The organism is Methanobacterium sp. SMA-27 (assembly GCF_000744455.1).
In the GTDB taxonomy this organism is placed as follows: domain Archaea; phylum Methanobacteriota; class Methanobacteria; order Methanobacteriales; family Methanobacteriaceae; genus Methanobacterium_B.
Genome location: NZ_JQLY01000001.1, coordinates 1,708,948 through 1,728,604, shown reverse-complemented (window position 1 = coordinate 1,728,604; position 19,657 = coordinate 1,708,948). Strand labels below are relative to the sequence as shown.

The following is a 19,657-nucleotide window of genomic DNA, read 5'->3' as shown; positions in this document are numbered from 1 at the left end:
TATAATCAAATTATCTTATTTTATTTAATTTTTTCAAGTGTTTTGGAAGTGGTTTTATTCTTGCAGGAGCACCAATTGCAAGGAAATAATCAGGTACATCCATTGTAACAATTGCGCCCGCAGCAACCATTGCTCCTTCTCCTATTTCTATATCTGATAAAAAAGTTGAATTTGCACCAACTGATGCACCTTTTTTGATTATAGGTCCTTTCAGATCAAAATCTACTCTTATTGGGTATTTGTCGTTTGTAAAACATGCACAAGGTCCAATAAACACATAGTCCTCAATAATTGTATTTGTTGGGATATAAACATTTGATTGGATATTAACATTATCTCCAATTGAGCAATGACCTTCTATAACAGTGTTAGTCCCAATTAGGACGTTGTCACCGATAGTTGTTTTTTCCCTTATAGTCACTCCATGACCTGTTTTAAAATTGTTTCCAATTTCTACATCATTGTAGATAATGGAATTAGAACGAATAAGTGCATTTTTCCCTATTATGGGATTTTTTGATCGCATTTTATATTTTAGGCCAATTGTGATATTGCTATCTTTTTTTGAACCATCTATTGTTTTCGATGAATTCTCACTAACATTAGGCGGATTTTCACCGAATAATAAACTTCTAAATTTTGCCATATTCCTAGTTCCTAAAATATTTTTTAATGGTGACATACTATCTGTTAATTACTAACTTTAAAATTTTAATTAATTTATTTTATTTTCAAATATATTATGTTTATTATTATTATTTATGATGTTTCTTATTCATCAAACTATTTGAGTTACACTTAAACTTTAATTAGTTCAATATTATTTATATAAAATATATTTAAATAAAATTTAAATAAATAGAGGCAATAAATGAAAAATGGGTATTTATATAATAATTGGGATATTATCCTTGTTTTATTTGTGTATATAGTCCTAACGGCTTATTTGTTTCAATATTTTCAATATAGAATAGGTGGAGATGAAATTTCTTACATCAATATTGCAAAAGGATATGCTGCGGGTAATTTGGGAAATTCTATTAATGGTTATTGGAGTCCATTTTATTCCTGGTTAATAACTCCCTTTTTATTATTTGGATCTAACCCACAATATGCTGTATACGTCTCTAAAATTGTGTCTATAATCATTGGATTCTTTGTTTTTATTAGTGTTAGGAGGTTTTCCCGTATTCTTGCGATGAATACCACTGTTGAAAGATCTATTTTATTTGCTATGATTCCGGCTATAGTATTATTTTCATTGGTATTTAACACTCCTGATTTGTTGTTAGTTTGTTTACTAATATATTATCTAAGCATTTTATTTGATTCGAAATATTATAATAACTGGTATTCTGGTGCATTGTGTGGGTTTGTTGGATCTTTAGCTTATTTGACCAAAAGTTTTGCGTTTCCATTTTTTTTGATTACTTTCATTTTATTTAACCTAATCTTTTTTAAAAAGGCTTTGAGAATGGATAAAAGAAGGGTTTTAAATAACTTAATTATGGGATTATTGGTATTCTCAATAATAAGTGGTCTATGGATAGGAACTATTAGTGAAAAATATGGGAAAATTACAATTTCCACTGCAGGAGAATATAATCAGGCAATGGTAGGTCCAGAATATAAAGTAAATCTTTTAGAACATGGATCTGTCCCTATTTATTATATTGGCTTAATTAAACCCCCAAACAATACTAGTATAAGTATCTGGGATGACATTTCTTATTTAAAAATAGATCATTGGAATCCACTGGAGTCACAGAAAGATATTCAATACGAATTGAAGTTGGTATATTCTAATTTAATTTACACATTTAAAATTATTCAATCAATCATGCCTATATCTATTTTGATATTACTATCCATGGTGTTTGTTATTTTTAAATCGAAGAATAACATAGTAGCTACAAGAATATTGACGTATTTATTAATCACCATGATGATTTATATTGGAGGATATTGTCTTATCATTCCTGAATGGAGATATTTGTGGTTCATATTTATTTTGTTAATGGTTTCAGGTTTTTACATGATTGATATATTATACAAAGATAATGTCTTAACATCAAATATTCGAAATATTTTATTATTCCTATTAGTATTTTCATTTGTTATTCAACCAGCTCTCGAAATAACTTACTATGCAACTCCAAATGATGGACTATACAATTTGAGCAATACATTGAAATCTGATTATAGAATTCATGGAAATATTGCTTCAAATGATGAATGGATGGGAATGTTAACAGTTTGTTACTATTTAAATGTTAAATATTATGGAACGACCCCTATCAATAGTTCAAAAGACTTAAACCTAGAACTAAAGGATAATAACATTACTTATTACTTTGTATGGAATAAAACCGAAGTACTAAACTTATCCGGATACCGTGAGATAAGCAATGGAGAAATAACGGGGTTGAGAATTTATTCTTTGATACTAGAAAATAATTAGCAAAAAAGTAATTTAATTGCATTAAATCAATTAATAGCTTTTCTTAAAATTGAAGGTAAAATTTTTAAAAAATAATAAAAAAATTGGAAAAAATGTTAATGGGTTACATTCTGTTAATTGTACTGTCTCTTGCAGTATTAAGGACATTGCCGATACTAGTAGCAATTTGCTGTGAAATATTAAAAATAAATCCGCCTGCAACTATCACAAGTACCAATAGGGCACCCATAATTAAGATCATTTCGGCGCTAATTTGTGCACTTTCATCCATTAACATGTTCCACATTTTCTTTAATATTATTTAACACTTGATCTAACAGTAGAGATATCCGAAGAAGCGTTGACGTTTGCATTGCCTGAGAAGTATGCTCTGTATATTAAGAGTGCTGCTATAGCTATAACAATAACCCCGCCGAATAAAAGGATATATTCTGCTGCTCCCTGTCCACCTTCGTCTTTCATTATTTCCATGGTTTTTTTCCTCCTATTAAATTTAACATTATAATATATGTTCTACTATATATAAATTTATTACAATGCAGTCAATCTAATTCAATAATTACTCTATGAATTATTTTTTTTATAAAGGATAATTTTTTTTATTTAATGCTTTGTTCCTATTAATGATGAATAAATAGTTCAAATAATAATTATTTGTATTAATTTTTAAAAATAATCCTTGAAAGGTCATGTTTAAACAAACATAAAAGAGAAATAATGTAGATCACATTTGAGTAAGTTCAATGAGACTACATTAATCTTAAGATTTTATATTCTTCCTTATTTGACACTTGATCTAACAGTAGAGATATCCGATGAAGCGTTGACGTCTGCATTGCCTGAGAAGTATGCTCTGTATATTAAGAGTGCTGCTATAGCTATAACAATAACCCCGCCGAATAAAAGGATATATTCTGCTGCTCCCTGTCCACTTTGGTCTTTTAAAATTTCCATTTGTATCTCCCCCATCATGCTACTCTATACCTTGGAACAAATCTCAATCTTCTAATCTATTCCATATATTAATTTATTTTTCCCTCCTTTATAAATATTTGTTACAATATTGTTCTAATTATCACAAAAAAACAAATCATTAAGGATTCGTTCATAAAAACTATTTATAATTAGCTTAATTTCTGCCATTATAAGTAAATTAAGTAGTTATAGTAGTTTATAATTTAATTTAAGTTGACAAATTTTATTATTGAAAAAAATTAAGAAGGTAATATTATGTCAACATGATTGACTTATATTAATTTTTTTATTATTGTTATGTCTTGAAACCAACTAATGACACAAATTGATATTTTTATATAGGTTTATGTGCATAATATCACATAACAAAAAATTAAGTGTCAAAGCATGCCAAAAAATTATAATATGAAGGAAATAATTCTTGAACTTCTTGATGGTAGAGAACTATCAAAAAAAGAGCTCCTAGAAACCATAAGAAAGAAATCTGAACGTTCAACATCGGATAAAACTCTAAATGAATCTTTGATGATCTTGTTGAAGGAAAAAAAGATATACATAACCAATTATGATTTCAGTATTTACGATGATGTGAAGAGGATTCAATCCATCAAACCTGAGGGAATCGTTTTTGGACTTATGAAAACTGATTTTGTCGAAATAGAAACTCTCATTAAACTGTTGGAAAGCAGTGATGTTAACGAAGTAAGAAATGCCTCCTCCAAATTAAAAAAGAACTTCAGAAACAAGATCGATGATCTTAAATCCCGTAATTCCTTCGAATTTCATGAAGATCTTGACTCACTGTTTAATAAAACCATTTTCCATATATACTCTCAGTCAGAGGAACAGAAGAGAATTTTGATTAACAAATTTTCATGGAGCCTTAGCAATGAAGAGGGGTCTGTTAACCTTTTTGAGGATATACTTAATTACATGGAAGCACAGGACTAATTTCTACAATTCATTTATAGTTTTTTTTAATTGGATATTGTTTATGTAGATTTTTTATCTGATGGAAATAAATAATTTGTCTATTAAAAAGACTAAAAAGTAAAATTTAAAAAATATTATACGCTACTTCTTACTTTACTAATATCTTGTGATGAATTAAATGGGTTAATACCAGGATTGAAATAGCTTCTGTATATCATGAGTGCAGCTATTGCAATAACAATTACTCCTCCAAATAGCAAAATGTATTCTGCAGCTCCTTGTCCATATTCGTCTTTAATTAAGTCCATCATAAAATCCCCCTAATTATTGATATAATCAATATCCGCAATTTTATATTATTAATATCCTGATAAGATCATATAAGTTTTTCTAATAATTAAAAGTGTAATTAAGATTTAAATCCAAAATCGATACTTACTTCTGATAATACCTTATAAATTTAACATAATCAATTAAATAAACTCTGATCATATTATCTATAATTATTCAAAATATTTTTTTATATATTATGAGGATTACTCTATGAAAGTACTTATAATGCCTTGTGGTATAGGTTTGGGTCATTCATCACGTTGTATAGCAATTGCTAGAAAATTAGAAGAAGAAGGTGTTGAAGTATTTTTTGCAAGCTATGGTTCAGGATATGAAATGTTGAAAGCATTTCATGAATATGAAACACTTAAACTTCCAGATATCAAATTTTATGGAGATGGGGGATTTGATATCAAATACACAGTTAAAAAATCAATTGATGCTCCATACATATTTTTGAAAAGTATATACCATGAATCAAAGATCATTAAAAAAATTAGACCCAATATAATAATAGCAGACTCACATTATTCAGTTCCAATAACAGCTAAAATACTTGGTGTACCATGTATTATGGTTACAAACGAACTTACAATAAACATATCAAATATTTATCCCAATGAAAAAAGTATTGAATATCTTGAAACGGGTCTTAAAAGATTTTTTCAAGATGTTTGCAAGCTTTGTAAGGTAATAATGATACCAGATGTTCCTGGTTCTATAGAAATACCTCAAAAACTGAGTGAAATTGTAGTTCACACTGGACCATTTCTTAAAGTTAATCCAAAAAAAATGCACAAAAAGGATTATCTTAGAAATAAGTTTGGATTCAAAAATTCTGACCTTATCGTTCTTGTAACAGTAGGTGGAAGCGATTTTGGAAAAGAATTGTTGAATTTAATTTGTGAAGCATCATCACTGATCGAATGTGACAAGTTAATAATTGTTACGGGTCCACAAATAAAAGCTGATTTTATCCAAGAATCTCATAAAGTGATAAAAAAAGAGTATTTAAATAATATGATGGACTGGATGAAAATATCAGACGTAATTGTAAGCCTTGCTGGCCACACAACAATTATGGAGATAATGTCACTTGGAATCCCAAATATTATTATTCCCATTGATAACCATTCTGAGCAGATTAAAAACACTTTGAATTTTCAAAAATATGGGATATCCATTATAGAGAATATAAAACATTTAAGCCCAAATGAAATTGCATTGGATATAAATGATTTGATTAATGATAAAGAGATAATCAATAGGACAGAATTAGTCAAAGAAAAATTTTCAAAGTACAATGGAACTGAAGATGCTGTTAAGATCATTATGGCATATTCTAGGGATTATTGATGAATTGTAAATTTTAAAATTGATAAAATTCTGGTTTTTCATATATAAAGGACTTTCAATTAAAAATGCTGTCTTTCACGCTTTTAAAAAAAGATTTACACAATACAATATTTTATCCCAAAGGAATATTGAAACAAGCTTAATAAGTAATTATATATCCCAAATATGGTCCAGGTCAACTGTGGGAAGAAGTTGGAGAAATAATTACAGAAAATGGTGGAGAAATACACCATAATAGTAATGTAGTTGGATTAGAGTTCAATTCAGGGGAGATAGTTGCAATTAAAGTCCATGACGAATCAACAGGTGAATTAAAAAGGATTGAAGGAGACTATTTTTTCTCATCAATGCCTGTTAAAGATATAATAAATGCTTTTGAAGGAAATTTACCTGCAGATGTTATTGAAGTGGCCAATGGTTTGATATACCGTGATTTTATCACTGTTGGGTTACTTCTCACTAAGCTCAAGATAAAAAATGAGACCAAACTAAGAACTTTAAATGATTTAGTTTCGGATAATTGGATATATATACAAGAAAGAGATGTTGAAATGGGCAGAATCCAAATATTTAATAACTGGAGTCCTTATCTTGTTAATGACGATTCAAAAGTTTGGATAAGTCTTGAATATTTTTGCAATGAAGGAGATAAAATGTGGAATTTGTCTGATGAAAAATTCAAGGATTTTGCAATTAATGAACTTGAAAAAATTAACATTATTGATGGTAACGATGTCATTGACAATGTTGTAATTAGAGTTCAAAAAACCTATCCTGCATATTTCGGTACTTACAATAAATTTGATACTATTAAGGATTTTGTAGATCAGTTTGAAAACCTATTTTTGATTGGAAGGAACGGAATGCACCGCTATAATAATATGGACCATTCTATGCTCACTGCAATGACTGCAGTTGAAAACATAATAAATAATGTAAAATCCAAAGATAATATATGGAACATAAATTCAGAAAAAGAATATCAAGAAGAAAATTAGCATAAATTGTGAATGCATTACTTTTGAATACTTGTATCAAATAATATTGAATAAATAAAGATATTAGGACATATATCATTTATTTTATTAAAATAAGAGTTATTTGTAGTAATCTTTTGATACTGATGAAATATCAAAATAGAATCTCCATTAATCAAGATACTATTAAATTAATTGACAATTTTTCAATTACAATTGATAATAATCTATGCTTTTTCAAAATCAGTACATATCTTTTTTCCAATAGCCTACTCGATTTTGGTTGAGTTATGATTGAATTATAATAGGAGTAATGGAGATAACCTACTATTTAAATACTTAATAGATAATATTATACATTAAAAAAGTATAGTTATTATCAAGAATAGTGATTCATTTATATTTTAGACATTTTGATCATTGGTGATAACATATCTGGGGTAACAATATTATTGGGAGGTAAAGGATGATCAATTTACTCGTCACGGTTTTTGGAGGTCTACTGCTTATTGCAGGATTTTATGGAATGTCCTTTGGTTTTTCTACTCCCCCTAATTTCGGACTTTTCTTTGGGGGATTGTGTTCTTCTGTTTTTGGTATTATTATGATGGTATTTTTTTCTAGCAAAATTGATCTGTCAAGATCAAAAACTTCTAAACCAAAAAATAAAATTCCAAAACAGGCACCTAAACCAGTTACAGGAAAAGCTAAAAAGGGTGCAATAGAAAAACTAGGACAAAATATAAAACCTCCAGCCAAACCAACTAAATCTTCAAAAAAAATTAAGCCAGTGAAAACTAAACCCATTTCAGCGGATGATAAGAAACCAGTAATACCATCTAAATCTGAAAAAGAAAAACCAATGAAGAAGATTACTCCTGTCACATCAAGACCTGTACCTAAAAAAGTTAACCAAACGTCTAAAGAAGTATTACCTAAATCTGAAAAAACATTTAAAACAACTACTCCTCCTGAATTGTCGATGGAAAAACCAAAAAAGAAGGCTCCCATATCTCAGGCTACAGAACCTAAAGTTGGTGTTCCTCCAATAAAACCTGTTCTCCTTAAGGAAAGTGCAGATGAAAAACCAGATAAAAAGGAAAAAATTAAGCCAGTTCCTAAACATATTGACGTTTCTAAATTAAAAAGTTCTAAATCCAAGGAAAAAGATGAACAGGAATTTGTTAAAAACAGATTGAATCGTTTGAAGGAGAATTATATTAAAAATGCAAAGGATATTGAGAGTATTATTGATGAAAGATTAGATTCATTTAAAGGTACTCTGGATACTTTGAAATCTGAATCACAGGAGCCAAGCATCATATGGTCCTTTGATGCTGGAGATGTACAGGATGCATTAAAAGACACAATCTCGAAGGCAGATAACAAAATATTAATGATGTATCCATGGATCAGGAACATTGATGTTTCTATATTAAAAAAATTTATGGATACACAGAGTAGAATGATAATTCAGGAAGCTAGCTTAGATGATGATACTTCTGTAGAATTAATTAAACTTTTAATTGAAAATAAAGTTGAGATCAGAACAATGCCCCACATACACACAGTTGCAGTTGTATCAGACAATACAAATGGTCTTATTATATCAACAGACCCGATCTATGAGAGTTTTGAGGTTGGTGTTATGTACAAGGACCAGAAGTCCATTGAGGAAATTGAAAGACTTTTTGAAGATGCATGGGAAATTTCAAAGGATTTAGACATGGAGATCAGAAAATGAATATTACCTGGCTGGGACATTCAGCATTTCAGATAACAACAGATGAAAATCTTAGGATTCTAATTGACCCGTTTATTAGCAACAATCCAATATCCCCTGTCACAGTCGAAGAACTTTATGCCGATGTTATATTAGTATCACATGGTCATGGAGATCATTTTGGAGATACAATGGAAATTGCCAATAGAACAGGAGCAATTATAGTCTGCAATCATGAACTTTCTATCTACCTCTCAAAACTGGGTTTTGAAACATTAGGAATGAACATAGGTGGATCAGCAAAAATTCAGGATATTAAAATTACAATGGTCAATTCACTACACTCCTCTGATATGGATTTTATTGAGGAGGTTGATGCAGGTGGAAGTTCAGCGGGTTTTATATTGGAACTGGAAAATGGAAGGAAGATATATCATGCAGGAGACACAGGAATATTTTCTGATATGCGATATGTGATTAGCCATATATATCAACCAGATATCGCAATGTTGCCTATTGGAGATCGTTATACAATGGGTCCATTTGAGGCAGCTATAGCTGCAGAATGGATTAATCCAGAGATAATTATTCCAATGCATTACAACACATACCCGGCTATAGAACAAGACCCATTGGAATATTCGGATATGGTTAGAAAGTCAAATAGAAATGTTGAAGTTATAATATTAAATCCTGGTGATAGTTACAAGGAGTGAACTACCCCTCCCTTTCGGAATGGGCTTCTTCCTTCATGGAATCCACTATTGTGCTTTCTCAGAGAAGCTTTAATTCCCGTAGTTCCTACGGTACTGATTAGATTAAGTTTAGTATACTTGGCTATCGCATACTATATTAGTAATAGGTATTAATTATTATTTATATGTTGTGGTTGGATTCATCCCCACCCTCATGGATGGTGTATTCTCCTACTTTAAGATAAATTTTATTTTATTATTTTAAATTTGAATATCTAGGCTATCAAGATTTTATTTCAAAATATCTTTTTAATTTTATTGGATTTAATTCCTTATTATTATTTAGTATTATCATTAAAACAGGAATAAATTTAACATTTTAATTCATCAACTTTTGTTGGTATAGTTTAACTATGGCCTCTAATGTGATCAAGTCTCCAAAATACTATTGAAGATATGGTATTATGTTAAGGGTCAAAAACAGAACTTATATAAACCCTAAGGTTTAACTAATAAACAAGAATGGTACAGTGGGATTCATAAAGGAAAATAATAATACCATTAGATGATTAAGTATATTCTTATGGTCTAATGTCTTAATCATTGTGAGTTGATAAGAGTGATAAACATGCGGAAATTCTTCAGACGTAGCTTTTTTAAAAACATCTTCAACAAGCTTATTGGCAAGGATAAAAAACTTAAAATCGGTTTGTACGGACACCCCAATTCTGGTAAAACAACACTAGCAAATACAATGACAAATGACTGGATTGGTAAACCATTAGGCATTGTATCCGAGATTCCTCATGAAACTAGACGTGTTTACAGACAAGAACGTGTTCAAATTGAATATGATGGAGTAGAACTAGACTTCGATATTGTTGACACTCCGGGAATAGCAACAAAGATAGACTATAAAAATTTCCTAGAATTTGGTTTATCAGAAGAAGAAGCAAAAGAAAGAGCAAAAGAAGCAACTAAAGGAATTATTGAAGCTATAAAATGGTTAGATGATGTTACAGGTGTGCTTTTGGTAGTAGACGCCACACAAGATCCATTAACTCAAGCAAATATTACAATAATGGGCAATCTTGAAGCACGTAAAATACCATTTGTTATTGTAGCCAACAAAATCGACCTTCCTGAAGCTTCCTCTGAGCGAATCACTTCTGTTTTTCCACAACACACAGTTGTACCAGTTTCAGCATTACACGGAGAAAATACAGCCGATCTTTATCAGGCAATGGTTGATAAATTTAATTAATTAGGGGTTTTAAAATGGATAATACAGAACCAAATGCTCTAAAAATGGATTTTCTATCATCGGATGCACTAAAAACCCGAACAAGTATGGAAAAAATTTCCATGATAGTTGATAAGGTTAAAGACGGTGATTTGGTAGTTATAGAGGGTGGTCTCACTCCTGGAGAAGAGGCAGAACTTATTGAAACTACAATGCGTGAAATTGATGTTGAAAATTTCATGGGAATTGATATATACACCCTAGAAAAGGACAAATCTTCATTTTTTGGGCTTTCAAAAAAGAAAACAATAGGAATAACAATTATTGGTCCTGCAAATGTAATGAAGGCAGTCAAGAAGAGATCAAACTTCCTGTCCATGATTGCCAACCTCGGTGATTCAGGTGCATCGTTGCATTAAATGTGGATCAGAGTTTACAATCAACTCAGAGGAAGTAATCCTTAAAGGATGTCCTGAGTGTGGTAGTAAATTCTTTGAATTCCATCAAAAGGGAAAAAAACCAGAAATACAAGAGATAAAGGGAGACTCAATCGAAACCATAATGATAAAAGAACATGGTATATACGAGCTAAATTTACCTTCTTTATTAGAGGATGACTCTATAATTATTTCTGATCAAGAAGGAATGTACGTTATAGACATTAATTTTCTTCTAAAAAAACAAATGAAAGATAAAGAGAAGATGTAATTTTCTCCAACAAATTTATTTTTAAAATATTAATCAATGAAGATATTATCTCCTTTTTCTTTTGGAACCCTTTTTATCTACAAAATCACATTTTCCAGAAGGTAAAACACGGACAACATCTTCAATTATGAACATTTTATCTGTATCTATCTTATTTTTTATCTGCATTGCTATCTCTTCTTTTTTAGTATAACCCGGTTTAATAGATGAAAAATTTTCAGTATATTTAGATACTGCTTCCGGAGGTCCTGCCATTATTCTTTCTCCTTCGTAATCTACTTTACCAATTGCTAGTGTTAATGGAAGTCCTCGGATATAGTTTCGTGATCCTCGTATTATGAAAGCCCCTTTAGTAACAAATTCACCTGATTGTGGTGTTTTTGATACCTGTTCGGGATGAACCCAGTAAACATCAGCAGAACCTAAGCCTTTAGCCCATGCACTCGAGAAACATGCTGCAAATGCAGCAGCTTGGTTAATACTTGATTCTGGAATTTCATCTTTACCTGCCTTAAGAATAATGGATGCAGCACCATGTATATCTGAATGGAAATAGATATCACGGTTTTCCATATGTTTCTTAACAACCATTTCATTGGTTGTTGCATCCCTGCCACCAATAACCATCAAACCATCAGATGTTAAAAACCATCTTAGCTTTTCATACCATTTAAGATCCTTTTTAACCCGTTTCTGAGGTACTAAAACCTTTTCCATTTCTATTTCTCGCTTACCTTTTGCTTTTTTAATTTCCTCTTCAGTCTTAGCAATAGCAATATTAACTCCTTTAATTTTCTTTTTAGCTTTTTTACCCTTATTATAATATACTTCTGCATTTTCAGGAATGCCTAATCCCGTATCAATATTAACTATGATTCCATCAAGGTTTAATGTTAAAACGCCCATTTTATCTATTGATTCAATGATTTCCAATCCTTCAGTTTTAGCTTTTTTAGCTTTTTTTATGATTGAAATGATTTCAAGCCATGAATGTTTCTCTCTAGCCTCATTTATAATATTTATAATATTTTGTATATTTTGATAATTGGAATATATTGCTTCGCCCTTTATCTTGGAATCTTTTACAGTTTTATTGAATTTTTCAAGAGTTGCCAACTGTATTGCTAGTCTTTTCTCAAATTTACCAACTTCTCCAGACCATACTTCATCGTGTACCTGTACAATATCTTCACCAATTATGCTACTGTAGAATTCATCAGAAGCTTCATTGTAGGTTTCGTATCTTTTTTTATCATATTCTGAATACATCTGAAGATCAAGAGGTAAAACATCGTCTTTTTTTCCAGATACTATCTGTGGATGGAAATCATATGTTTTAATGGGTTTGAAAACATCATTTAGAGCGCTGTGCAGTGCATTAATTTCATCATCAGTTACTTCACTAGCCATTTTCTTTTTATCAACATTGGATCTCAATATTATCTCTTCGGCATACAGGCCACCAAGACCATTTCCAGCAAGAGTTCTAATTATATCTCTATCAGAATTCTGGAATATTTCTTTTAATTGATCTTTTTCAATTTCAAGCGGATTAATACCCCTTTCAGGCGGATATTTGTATTCCTCCTTTGAGGATATCTTTCTATCCTGCCATAATTTTCTTTTCAGAGGTAGAATGATCTGATCATCTTCATCCAAAAGTATTATATTACCCTTAGCAAAGAGTTCTATAACCAATGAAAATTTATGCTCCTTCTGGATATCGATCCGCATAATCCTATCAAAGTTGTGTTGACTCACTCCAGTTACACGGCCTCCTTTAATATACTTTCTCAGAAGCATAGGGAAGTTTGGTGGAACTTTGGGGTTTTGTGGGGGATATTGGGTCGTATGTACTCGTAAACCAGCCTGAAAGATCACATCAACACGGCCTTTAGAAGGCACATGGAACCGTATAAGTACAGTATCTTTGGTTGGTTGGTATGCCTTTTGAACCCTGGCATCCTTTAACAGTTCTCCTAATTCTTTGCAAATTGCGTAAATATCAACATTGGACATGGCTTTCATTGGAACACCTTATGGTTTTATTTATGACAAGAGACTAATAATAAACATATTTGGAGGTAAAAGATTATGGATGTAGATGCTAAAGTAACGATCATACATGTAATTGGAGGAATAATAGCGGCTTTTTTATCGTTTGCATTAACAACTGGATTAATAAGTGGAATTAACAATGAGGCCATTGCAATATTAATAGCCCTTGTGGTTCTTTACATATCCGGACAGGTTTCCGAGAGAATATTTGGTAAAGAAGCTGTTGGTGGATTTAAAGGATGGCTTTGGAGTGGAATTGTACCGTTTCTATTCATATGGATAGTATTATGGATTCTACTTTTTAATATCAACCCTGTGCCGCCAATTCCAGCTGGGAAATAAATTTTCCCATTTTTTCTGTTTTTTTTAAATAATTATTCTTAATGTCTTCATTTTTTTTTAATATGAATAAACTGAGCTGATTATTAGAGCGCCCAGTAAAATATCCATATAAAAGCAGATAAAAATGCTATTATAAATATGAGAGGTGCAAATATTTTGCTTACAGCTACTATGGAACTTATAGTTGTTACAAGTTCTGTTGCATGTGTTGGTCCAAGAGTTTTTAAATCTTTTATCCTTGAAACATCACAAGCAACTGTAACATCTTCAAGGTCTTTCATTGCATCTTCTGTAGATTTTATTATATGTTCAAGTATCACATCTTGTTTTTTAGTTCCAACTGGATTGTGACCGCCTGAAAGAGCATTTACAAAGTGTGTGTCAGATGTGAGAATTTCTGCTTCATCTAGGCCAATATCCTTTAAATGTTTCAGAATTCTTTCTCTAAATCCAATTATCATATTGTTGGAATCAAGCAGGATGTAACCTGTTTTCTGATTATCCACTTCCAATACCATTACTTTAACTCCACTTTCTCCCACACCTTCGTCTTTGCTCACGTCATCCATTGGGTCATATGCACATCCAACTTTGATATTATTTTGCTTTTCAGGTGATTGAAGCTTTTCTACTGCATCCATAAGCTCAAAAACTTCTTTGTTACCTGGTAGTATCCTGCCACCATCACCTTTAAAGGCGTTATGACATTCTACTAATATCACATTTTCTGCCCCTGTTTTTGCTTTAGCAAGGTTTATTAGTGCAAGACCAACACCAAAGTCCATATCATCAAATCCTTCAGGAGCCATGGTAGCAAGTAGTACCAAATTGTTGTCAAAGTATTGGGCACCTATTTTTGCATTTCCGCTTTGAACCCTTGAGAATTTACCTGCTTTATTAGAATATTCCAAAGATTCTAAAGTGTCTCTGACTACTTTTTCTATCTTAGATATTTCCTTTGCTGATACTGGGTTGAAATCGTGTGTAGAAGGGCCATGACATACCATTGTAAATGGTTCAAATTTATTTGCTAGTTGCGTGGGCATGTTGCCTCCGCCTATGTTTCCTATTGGTCCTGGATGCACACTTGGACTTAAAAAGATTGCTTTCAATCCATTTTTATTTTTGAAGGCCATTATTCCTATTATAGTATCTATAGGTTCTCCCATATCTTCAAAAAGTCCTTCAAGAGAATTTGAACCTTCTGTAACATGGGCTAAAAATAGGCTTAAGAGTTCCAAACCTCCAACTCCAAGATTTCTTTTCATTGGGGATTCTATTATCACAACAAATGAATATATGGCAACCACAAGAATTAAGGAAGCTATAACAATTTTTATCAGTAATGCAAGTATACTGAAGTATCCAATATTCGTTGTTATGCTGGTTAATGATACAATTACAATTACCATACTTAATATTAGCGCAGGTTGGGTTGCTGCAGCTGGTAATGATTTAAAAAAGTTGATATTGGATGTTCCCCATAATACTAGGATTCTTATTGCAAATATAATCACACATCCATAGACAAGGGCGTCGATGGTATAACTGTAAATTGTAAATGATGAGATTAGACTTCCTATAAAGTAAACAAAACCCACTATCAACATAGATAGAAGTGAAAGAAACATGGATTGTTTCATCTTCATGTGTCTACCTTCAAGGGTGTTGATCATTGGTTGGGTTACAGCACCACTCATTATGGATGTTAAACCAAATATAAGAAATCCTGCAGCGCCTCCGTATATAATACTGTATAAAAGTGAATAATTGGGACTTGGTTCTAATGCAGAAACAATAGCACCTAAAATAAAACTTAAAAAGACCATACTTGCAACTGAAAAGGTTGAGCCGGGAAGGGTAACAATGTATTTGCTTAAACCCATTATTCTGTCAGAACTTGCCATAATTTACCTCGATAGTAGTAGAAATTATTTATTAATGGTTATATTAAATTTATATATAATATTTGTATCTTTAATTTTTTTTTATTGATGATGAAGTTGAATATCATTATGTTAGTACTTCTATAGTTATATACATCATTTATTTACTGTTAAAAGATTATTATTCTTACTCCCATCATTACTAAAAATGAGAATCTAAATTGTATATGTTTTTATTTTCTAAATTTTCATAAGTTTTAATTATCCAATAATTTGGTTTTACACTTGCACTTTATGACTAATATTTTGTGAGTATCATCACATAATCATAAATTTCTATTTTAAAAATTTATTTGATATTTAGATCAAAGTATTATTGGTGATTTAATGAGCTGGGCTGTTAAATTGAAAGTTACAACTTCCGATTGTGAAAAAATTTATGAAGTTGGAGAAAATAAGGTTGTTTTCAATACACATAAATTCTGAAGAGGAAATTATTGAAATTACAAAAGATGTTTCTGATTTTAATATTATAATAATTCCATTCAATACACTGATTTATTTTAAATATAAATCAGAAAAACCCGAGGGTACAGCAATGGGGGTAACAAATCTTAATTAGTGTATGTTGATATGTTTGTGATAATTTTCACAAAAATCTAAAATGTACATTAATTATATCTGATATGAATCTAGATTATTATTGGTGGACCAATAAATGTTAAAATTTAATGAATGTGAAATAAAAGTAAATAAACCCTTTGCAACCGATATGGTAATTAAATTTGTAGATACAGGAGTTAACAGAGAACAATATCGATTTATAAGTAACAGATTAAACAATCAAAACTTATATCTTGATAATGAATACTCCATGACTTCTGAAATAGAATATAATGAATCACTACAAACATTATCAATAGAAGTCACAATAATCATTCCTAATCGAATAATGCCTAAAGATGCTGACAAAACCAAGGAACTATTTATAATCCATATAAACAGGTTTAAAAAATTCTATGAAAGAATAAATCAATCTTTAAACTATAGAAAAACAAAAAAATTGAATATAAACCGTTTTAACAGCCCGAATAGCGGTTCACAAATGTAATTTTATCCAAATTTAATAATCATATATTTTATTGTACCAATTGGATAATTTTTTATGATCAGAGATAATTCTTGAAGTTTTTATCAAATTCTTTTTTTAAGTAGTCAAGTATATCCAATTTGTTCTCATATATGTTCTTATCAATATATTTCAAGAATTTTAGGTTTTTTCTAAGATAAGATGTTAATAACTGAAATTTCCCAAATATTCAACAATAAACTTAGGATTGATAAAAGGTGAATCTATGAATGTGAAACTTGAAACCCCAATTTCATCGGAGGAAACAGCAAATTTAAGGATTGGAGATATTGTTTACATCTCAGGAACCATTTATACTGCAAGAGACAGTGCCCATAAAAGAATGGTTGAAAAAGGATCTCCAATTGATATTAAAGGTTCTGTTATTTTTCATGCAGGTCCTATAATAAAAAAAACAGATGATAAATACGATATGATTGCTGTTGGCCCTACAACAAGCACTAGGATGAATCCATATGAACATAAAATCTTAGACATGGGTGCAGGGCTTATTGTTGGAAAGGGTGGTATGGATGAAGAGACTTCAAAGGCTCTGGTTAGAAATAAAAAAGCATACCTATCAGCAGTTGGTGGATGTGCAGCACTATATGTTAAATCAGTGGTGAAGGTTAACAGTGTTCACTGGCTTGATCTTGGTGTTCCTGAAGCAGTTTGGGAACTGGAAGTTAAAGAATTTGGGCCATTAATTGTTACAATGGATTCAACAGGGGGAAACCTCTATGACGAAGTTAAAAAACGAGTATCATATTAAGGAATTTTCTGATGAAGACTATCCACTGAAGAACCTTTCAGATACACATATTCATACAAGTCCGGATATTAAACCCAGATTACAAACAGATATTGGAGCTGTTTTGAGTGCTAAAAATGAGAAAATGCATTCAATAGTTTTAAAATCTCATTTAGAACCAACATCAGGTAGGGCAATCATTGCTTCTGAAGTGGCTAGCTTTCCAGTTTTTGGGGGTGTGGTACTCAATAATAGTGTTGGAGGATTAAATCCCGAAGCTGTCAAAGCTTCCGCTGAAATTGGAGGTAGATTTGTTTGGTTTCCAACAGTTTCATATCCAACCATGGAAATGGATTGGGTTAAGATTGAAGAGATATTGCATGTAGTTGCTGAAAATAACATGGTTATTGGAACGGGACATATGAAACCATCAGATATATTTAGTTTGATAGATATGGCTAAGACTCTGGGAATTTGGAAGATAATTGTTAATCATCCATTAACTGGAGTAGTTGGTGCAACTATAGATGAACAAGTGGAAATGGCTAGTTATGCTTATTTAGAACACTGTTTTGTTGCTTGTATGGAGATGCACGATAACCTCGATCCAATGATAATTGGAGATTCAATAAAGGAAATTGGTGCAAAGAGATGTTTAATGGCTACAGATTTTGGTCAAATCCATAACCCTCTTCCTGTTAATGGTTTGAAGATGTTTATTAGTACCATGTTTGAATATGGTATTTCAATGGATGAGATTAAATTAATGTGTGGTGTGAATCCACAGAAACTTATACTGGGCTAAATATAGTTTCAAGTTAGATTTTTGTAATTCAATGAAAAAAATAGATATTTACAAATTTATAAATCAATTGTAAATGTTAAACATATAATCTTATAAATATTGATTAATTTTTGTTTAATATAATTTGTAAAACATAATCCCTAGATTTTGTAATAGTTATTAATAATTAATTGGAGATGAAATTTTCCAGAAGATTATATAAACAATTTAAGTTAGACATATAGTTAAGTATAACATGTTGAGGAGGTGTTTCTAGTTCCTGAAGAAAAAATTCTAGTAATTGAAGATGAGAATATTACTGCCCTTGAAATACAGACTAAGCTTGAAGGCTGGGGTTACGAAGTAGTAGGACTCGCAGGATCTGGAGAAGAAGCTATTCAGATATCAAATGAAAAAGGTACAGATCTTATTCTGGCAGATATTGTGTTAAGAGGAGATATGGATGGAATAGATGCTGTGGAACGTATTTCACAACGTTTTGATGTACCTGTTATATACCTGACTGCACATGCAGATGCAGATACTTTTGAAAGGGCCAAATTGACTAGACCCTCAGGTTATGTTATAAAACCTTTTGATGATACAGAACTTAAATACAGTATAGAAATAGCTCTTTTAAGAAGAGATTTTCAACACAAAACCAAAGAATTTGAAGAAAAAGAACGTATGAGTACTGTAAAAGACTTCATGTTGAGTTCTACACCTGCACTCACATCTCAGATACGAATAGAAGATACAGCAAGTTTTTTACGAGAATTTGCCAAGTTTTTTGAGGATAATATGAAGGTAAAATTTAAGAGAGAACTTAAAGTTCAACATGATTTTATTGATGATCCTGAATATTTAAGAAAGGTTCAATCTGAATATATTGCCTGGATGGCTCATATGTTTTCAAACTTAGGCTACAGTGTGGAAACAAGCGCAGATGAATTTAGAGTTGTCGAATGCTTGTGGGGTCCAAAAATAAAGGATAATAAAATATACTGCCTAATGTGTAAGGCAATGGCAGAACTCACATTAAAATGGGCAAGTATAGATGGAAAAATTGCACATAGCTATCTTTTAGGTCCTAATCCTCCTAGATGTAAATTTTCAATTGAATATTAATAATTTTATTCTTATTTTATAATTAAATAATTTTTAACAAGAACTAATTTAAATTAAAATTTATTATACCATAAATTAGGAAAAAAAGTTCTGTGAATATTAATGCAGAAATTCAAATGATTTGAAATATAATACATCTCAGGTTTATAATAAATTAATATACTGAAGTTTAGGA

General features: G+C 30.8%; 22 protein-coding genes. 15 read left to right on the top strand and 7 right to left on the bottom strand.

Features of this window, described 5'->3' with window-relative positions; all coding sequences use genetic code 11:
- Positions 1 to 10: 10 nt before the first annotated feature.
- Positions 11 to 646 (bottom strand): acyltransferase, encoded by a 636-nt coding sequence (locus DL91_RS08590; RefSeq protein WP_048192665.1) that lies wholly within the window; start codon positions 644 to 646, stop codon positions 11 to 13.
- Between the two features lie 225 nt (positions 647 to 871).
- Here DL91_RS08590 and DL91_RS08585 point away from each other — a divergent pair, with 225 nt between their 5' ends.
- Entirely contained in the window at positions 872 to 2,461 is a 1,590-nt protein-coding gene (locus tag DL91_RS08585) for a glycosyltransferase family 39 protein (protein ID WP_048191096.1), read from the top strand.
- A 103-nt stretch (positions 2,462 to 2,564) separates the two neighbouring features.
- Here the strand turns inward: DL91_RS08585 and DL91_RS08580 are convergent, their stop codons facing one another.
- From DL91_RS08580 to DL91_RS08570, 3 genes are all read right to left on the bottom strand, one after another.
- Positions 2,565 to 2,732: a class III signal peptide-containing protein gene (locus tag DL91_RS08580; RefSeq protein ID WP_048191095.1), complete on the bottom strand. Its 168-nt coding sequence runs from the start codon at positions 2,730 to 2,732 to the stop codon at positions 2,565 to 2,567.
- Positions 2,733 to 2,758: 26 nt separating this feature from the next.
- The gene (locus DL91_RS08575) at positions 2,759 to 2,932 is read right to left on the bottom strand and encodes a class III signal peptide-containing protein (RefSeq protein WP_048191094.1); all 174 of its coding nucleotides are present in this window, start codon (positions 2,930 to 2,932) and stop codon (positions 2,759 to 2,761) included.
- Between the two features lie 309 nt (positions 2,933 to 3,241).
- The gene (locus DL91_RS08570; RefSeq protein WP_048191093.1) at positions 3,242 to 3,415 is read right to left on the bottom strand and encodes a class III signal peptide-containing protein; all 174 of its coding nucleotides are present in this window, start codon (positions 3,413 to 3,415) and stop codon (positions 3,242 to 3,244) included.
- A 408-nt stretch (positions 3,416 to 3,823) separates the two neighbouring features.
- Here DL91_RS08570 and DL91_RS08565 point away from each other — a divergent pair, with 408 nt between their 5' ends.
- Positions 3,824 to 4,387, top strand: a complete 564-nt coding sequence (locus DL91_RS08565) for a hypothetical protein (protein ID WP_048191092.1) — start codon at positions 3,824 to 3,826, stop codon at positions 4,385 to 4,387.
- A gap of 116 nt (positions 4,388 to 4,503) precedes the next feature.
- Here DL91_RS08565 and DL91_RS08560 read toward each other — a convergent pair whose 3' ends face one another.
- Positions 4,504 to 4,677 (bottom strand): class III signal peptide-containing protein, encoded by a 174-nt coding sequence (locus DL91_RS08560; protein ID WP_048192663.1) that lies wholly within the window; start codon positions 4,675 to 4,677, stop codon positions 4,504 to 4,506.
- A gap of 235 nt (positions 4,678 to 4,912) precedes the next feature.
- Here DL91_RS08560 and DL91_RS08555 point away from each other — a divergent pair, with 235 nt between their 5' ends.
- From DL91_RS08555 to DL91_RS08525, 7 genes are all read left to right on the top strand, one after another.
- Positions 4,913 to 6,058 carry a UDP-N-acetylglucosamine--N-acetylmuramyl-(pentapeptide) pyrophosphoryl-undecaprenol N-acetylglucosamine transferase gene (locus tag DL91_RS08555; protein WP_048191091.1) on the top strand — a complete coding sequence of 382 codons (1,146 nt, stop codon included), beginning with the start codon at positions 4,913 to 4,915 and terminating at the stop codon, positions 6,056 to 6,058.
- Between the two features lie 149 nt (positions 6,059 to 6,207).
- Positions 6,208 to 7,056, top strand: coding sequence for a hypothetical protein (locus DL91_RS08550; RefSeq protein WP_369792074.1), 849 nt, complete (start codon positions 6,208 to 6,210; stop codon positions 7,054 to 7,056).
- A 445-nt stretch (positions 7,057 to 7,501) separates the two neighbouring features.
- The gene (locus tag DL91_RS08545; protein ID WP_048191090.1) at positions 7,502 to 8,779 is read left to right on the top strand and encodes a DUF308 domain-containing protein; all 1,278 of its coding nucleotides are present in this window, start codon (positions 7,502 to 7,504) and stop codon (positions 8,777 to 8,779) included.
- A complete protein-coding gene (locus DL91_RS08540; protein WP_048191089.1) occupies positions 8,776 to 9,474 on the top strand; it encodes a metal-dependent hydrolase in 699 nt (232 codons plus the stop codon). Before DL91_RS08545 ends, DL91_RS08540 begins: the two co-directional genes overlap by 4 nt.
- A 607-nt stretch (positions 9,475 to 10,081) precedes the next feature.
- Positions 10,082 to 10,717, top strand: coding sequence for an Era-like GTP-binding protein (locus tag DL91_RS08535; protein WP_048191088.1), 636 nt, complete (start codon positions 10,082 to 10,084; stop codon positions 10,715 to 10,717).
- A 14-nt stretch (positions 10,718 to 10,731) separates the two neighbouring features.
- On the top strand, positions 10,732 to 11,115 hold the full coding sequence (locus DL91_RS08530; RefSeq protein ID WP_048191087.1) for a DUF2073 domain-containing protein: 384 nt from the start codon (positions 10,732 to 10,734) through the stop codon (positions 11,113 to 11,115).
- Complete coding sequence (locus DL91_RS08525; protein WP_048191086.1) at positions 11,099 to 11,404, top strand: Zn-ribbon domain-containing protein; 306 nt, start codon at positions 11,099 to 11,101, stop codon at positions 11,402 to 11,404. Before DL91_RS08530 ends, DL91_RS08525 begins: the two co-directional genes overlap by 17 nt.
- A 45-nt stretch (positions 11,405 to 11,449) precedes the next feature.
- Here DL91_RS08525 and rqcH read toward each other — a convergent pair whose 3' ends face one another.
- Complete coding sequence (gene rqcH / locus DL91_RS08520) at positions 11,450 to 13,432, bottom strand: ribosome rescue protein RqcH (protein WP_048191085.1); 1,983 nt, start codon at positions 13,430 to 13,432, stop codon at positions 11,450 to 11,452.
- Between the two features lie 66 nt (positions 13,433 to 13,498).
- On the opposite strand from rqcH, the gene DL91_RS08515 reads away from it, so the two are divergent.
- Entirely contained in the window at positions 13,499 to 13,804 is a 306-nt protein-coding gene (locus DL91_RS08515) for a DUF5379 family protein (protein WP_048191084.1), read from the top strand.
- Positions 13,805 to 13,887: 83 nt separating this feature from the next.
- On the opposite strand, the gene DL91_RS08510 is transcribed toward DL91_RS08515, so the two are convergent.
- The gene (locus DL91_RS08510; protein ID WP_048191083.1) at positions 13,888 to 15,711 is read right to left on the bottom strand and encodes a DUF2070 family protein; all 1,824 of its coding nucleotides are present in this window, start codon (positions 15,709 to 15,711) and stop codon (positions 13,888 to 13,890) included.
- Between the two features lie 439 nt (positions 15,712 to 16,150).
- Here DL91_RS08510 and DL91_RS13670 point away from each other — a divergent pair, with 439 nt between their 5' ends.
- The 5 genes from DL91_RS13670 (at position 16,151) to DL91_RS08490 (ending at position 19,482) form a co-directional block, all read left to right on the top strand.
- A complete protein-coding gene (locus DL91_RS13670; RefSeq protein ID WP_197050634.1) occupies positions 16,151 to 16,312 on the top strand; it encodes a hypothetical protein in 162 nt (53 codons plus the stop codon).
- A gap of 96 nt (positions 16,313 to 16,408) precedes the next feature.
- Entirely contained in the window at positions 16,409 to 16,801 is a 393-nt protein-coding gene (locus DL91_RS08505; RefSeq protein WP_048191082.1) for a hypothetical protein, read from the top strand.
- 244 nt (positions 16,802 to 17,045) lie between these two features.
- Positions 17,046 to 17,591, top strand: coding sequence for a FumA C-terminus/TtdB family hydratase beta subunit (locus DL91_RS08500; protein WP_048191081.1), 546 nt, complete (start codon positions 17,046 to 17,048; stop codon positions 17,589 to 17,591).
- Positions 17,560 to 18,375 carry a DUF6282 family protein gene (locus DL91_RS08495; protein ID WP_048191080.1) on the top strand — a complete coding sequence of 272 codons (816 nt, stop codon included), beginning with the start codon at positions 17,560 to 17,562 and terminating at the stop codon, positions 18,373 to 18,375. Before DL91_RS08500 ends, DL91_RS08495 begins: the two co-directional genes overlap by 32 nt.
- Before the next feature lie 246 nt (positions 18,376 to 18,621).
- On the top strand, positions 18,622 to 19,482 hold the full coding sequence (locus tag DL91_RS08490) for a methanogen output domain 1-containing protein (RefSeq protein WP_048191079.1): 861 nt from the start codon (positions 18,622 to 18,624) through the stop codon (positions 19,480 to 19,482).
- Positions 19,483 to 19,657 lie beyond the last annotated feature (175 nt).

Coding starts and splice junctions, on each gene's coding strand:
- DL91_RS08590 (WP_048192665.1), bottom strand. CDS start 646: ATGGCAAAATTTAGAAGTTTATTATTCGGTGAAAATCCGCCTAATGTT.
- DL91_RS08585 (WP_048191096.1), top strand. CDS start 872: ATGAAAAATGGGTATTTATATAATAATTGGGATATTATCCTTGTTTTA.
- DL91_RS08580 (WP_048191095.1), bottom strand. CDS start 2,732: ATGGATGAAAGTGCACAAATTAGCGCCGAAATGATCTTAATTATGGGT.
- DL91_RS08575 (WP_048191094.1), bottom strand. CDS start 2,932: ATGGAAATAATGAAAGACGAAGGTGGACAGGGAGCAGCAGAATATATC.
- DL91_RS08570 (WP_048191093.1), bottom strand. CDS start 3,415: ATGGAAATTTTAAAAGACCAAAGTGGACAGGGAGCAGCAGAATATATC.
- DL91_RS08565 (WP_048191092.1), top strand. CDS start 3,824: ATGCCAAAAAATTATAATATGAAGGAAATAATTCTTGAACTTCTTGAT.
- DL91_RS08560 (WP_048192663.1), bottom strand. CDS start 4,677: ATGGACTTAATTAAAGACGAATATGGACAAGGAGCTGCAGAATACATT.
- DL91_RS08555 (WP_048191091.1), top strand. CDS start 4,913: ATGAAAGTACTTATAATGCCTTGTGGTATAGGTTTGGGTCATTCATCA.
- DL91_RS08545 (WP_048191090.1), top strand. CDS start 7,502: ATGATCAATTTACTCGTCACGGTTTTTGGAGGTCTACTGCTTATTGCA.
- DL91_RS08540 (WP_048191089.1), top strand. CDS start 8,776: ATGAATATTACCTGGCTGGGACATTCAGCATTTCAGATAACAACAGAT.
- DL91_RS08535 (WP_048191088.1), top strand. CDS start 10,082: ATGCGGAAATTCTTCAGACGTAGCTTTTTTAAAAACATCTTCAACAAG.
- DL91_RS08530 (WP_048191087.1), top strand. CDS start 10,732: ATGGATAATACAGAACCAAATGCTCTAAAAATGGATTTTCTATCATCG.
- rqcH (WP_048191085.1), bottom strand. CDS start 13,432: ATGAAAGCCATGTCCAATGTTGATATTTACGCAATTTGCAAAGAATTA.
- DL91_RS08515 (WP_048191084.1), top strand. CDS start 13,499: ATGGATGTAGATGCTAAAGTAACGATCATACATGTAATTGGAGGAATA.
- DL91_RS08510 (WP_048191083.1), bottom strand. CDS start 15,711: ATGGCAAGTTCTGACAGAATAATGGGTTTAAGCAAATACATTGTTACC.
- DL91_RS08505 (WP_048191082.1), top strand. CDS start 16,409: ATGTTAAAATTTAATGAATGTGAAATAAAAGTAAATAAACCCTTTGCA.
- DL91_RS08500 (WP_048191081.1), top strand. CDS start 17,046: ATGAATGTGAAACTTGAAACCCCAATTTCATCGGAGGAAACAGCAAAT.
- DL91_RS08495 (WP_048191080.1), top strand. CDS start 17,560: ATGACGAAGTTAAAAAACGAGTATCATATTAAGGAATTTTCTGATGAA.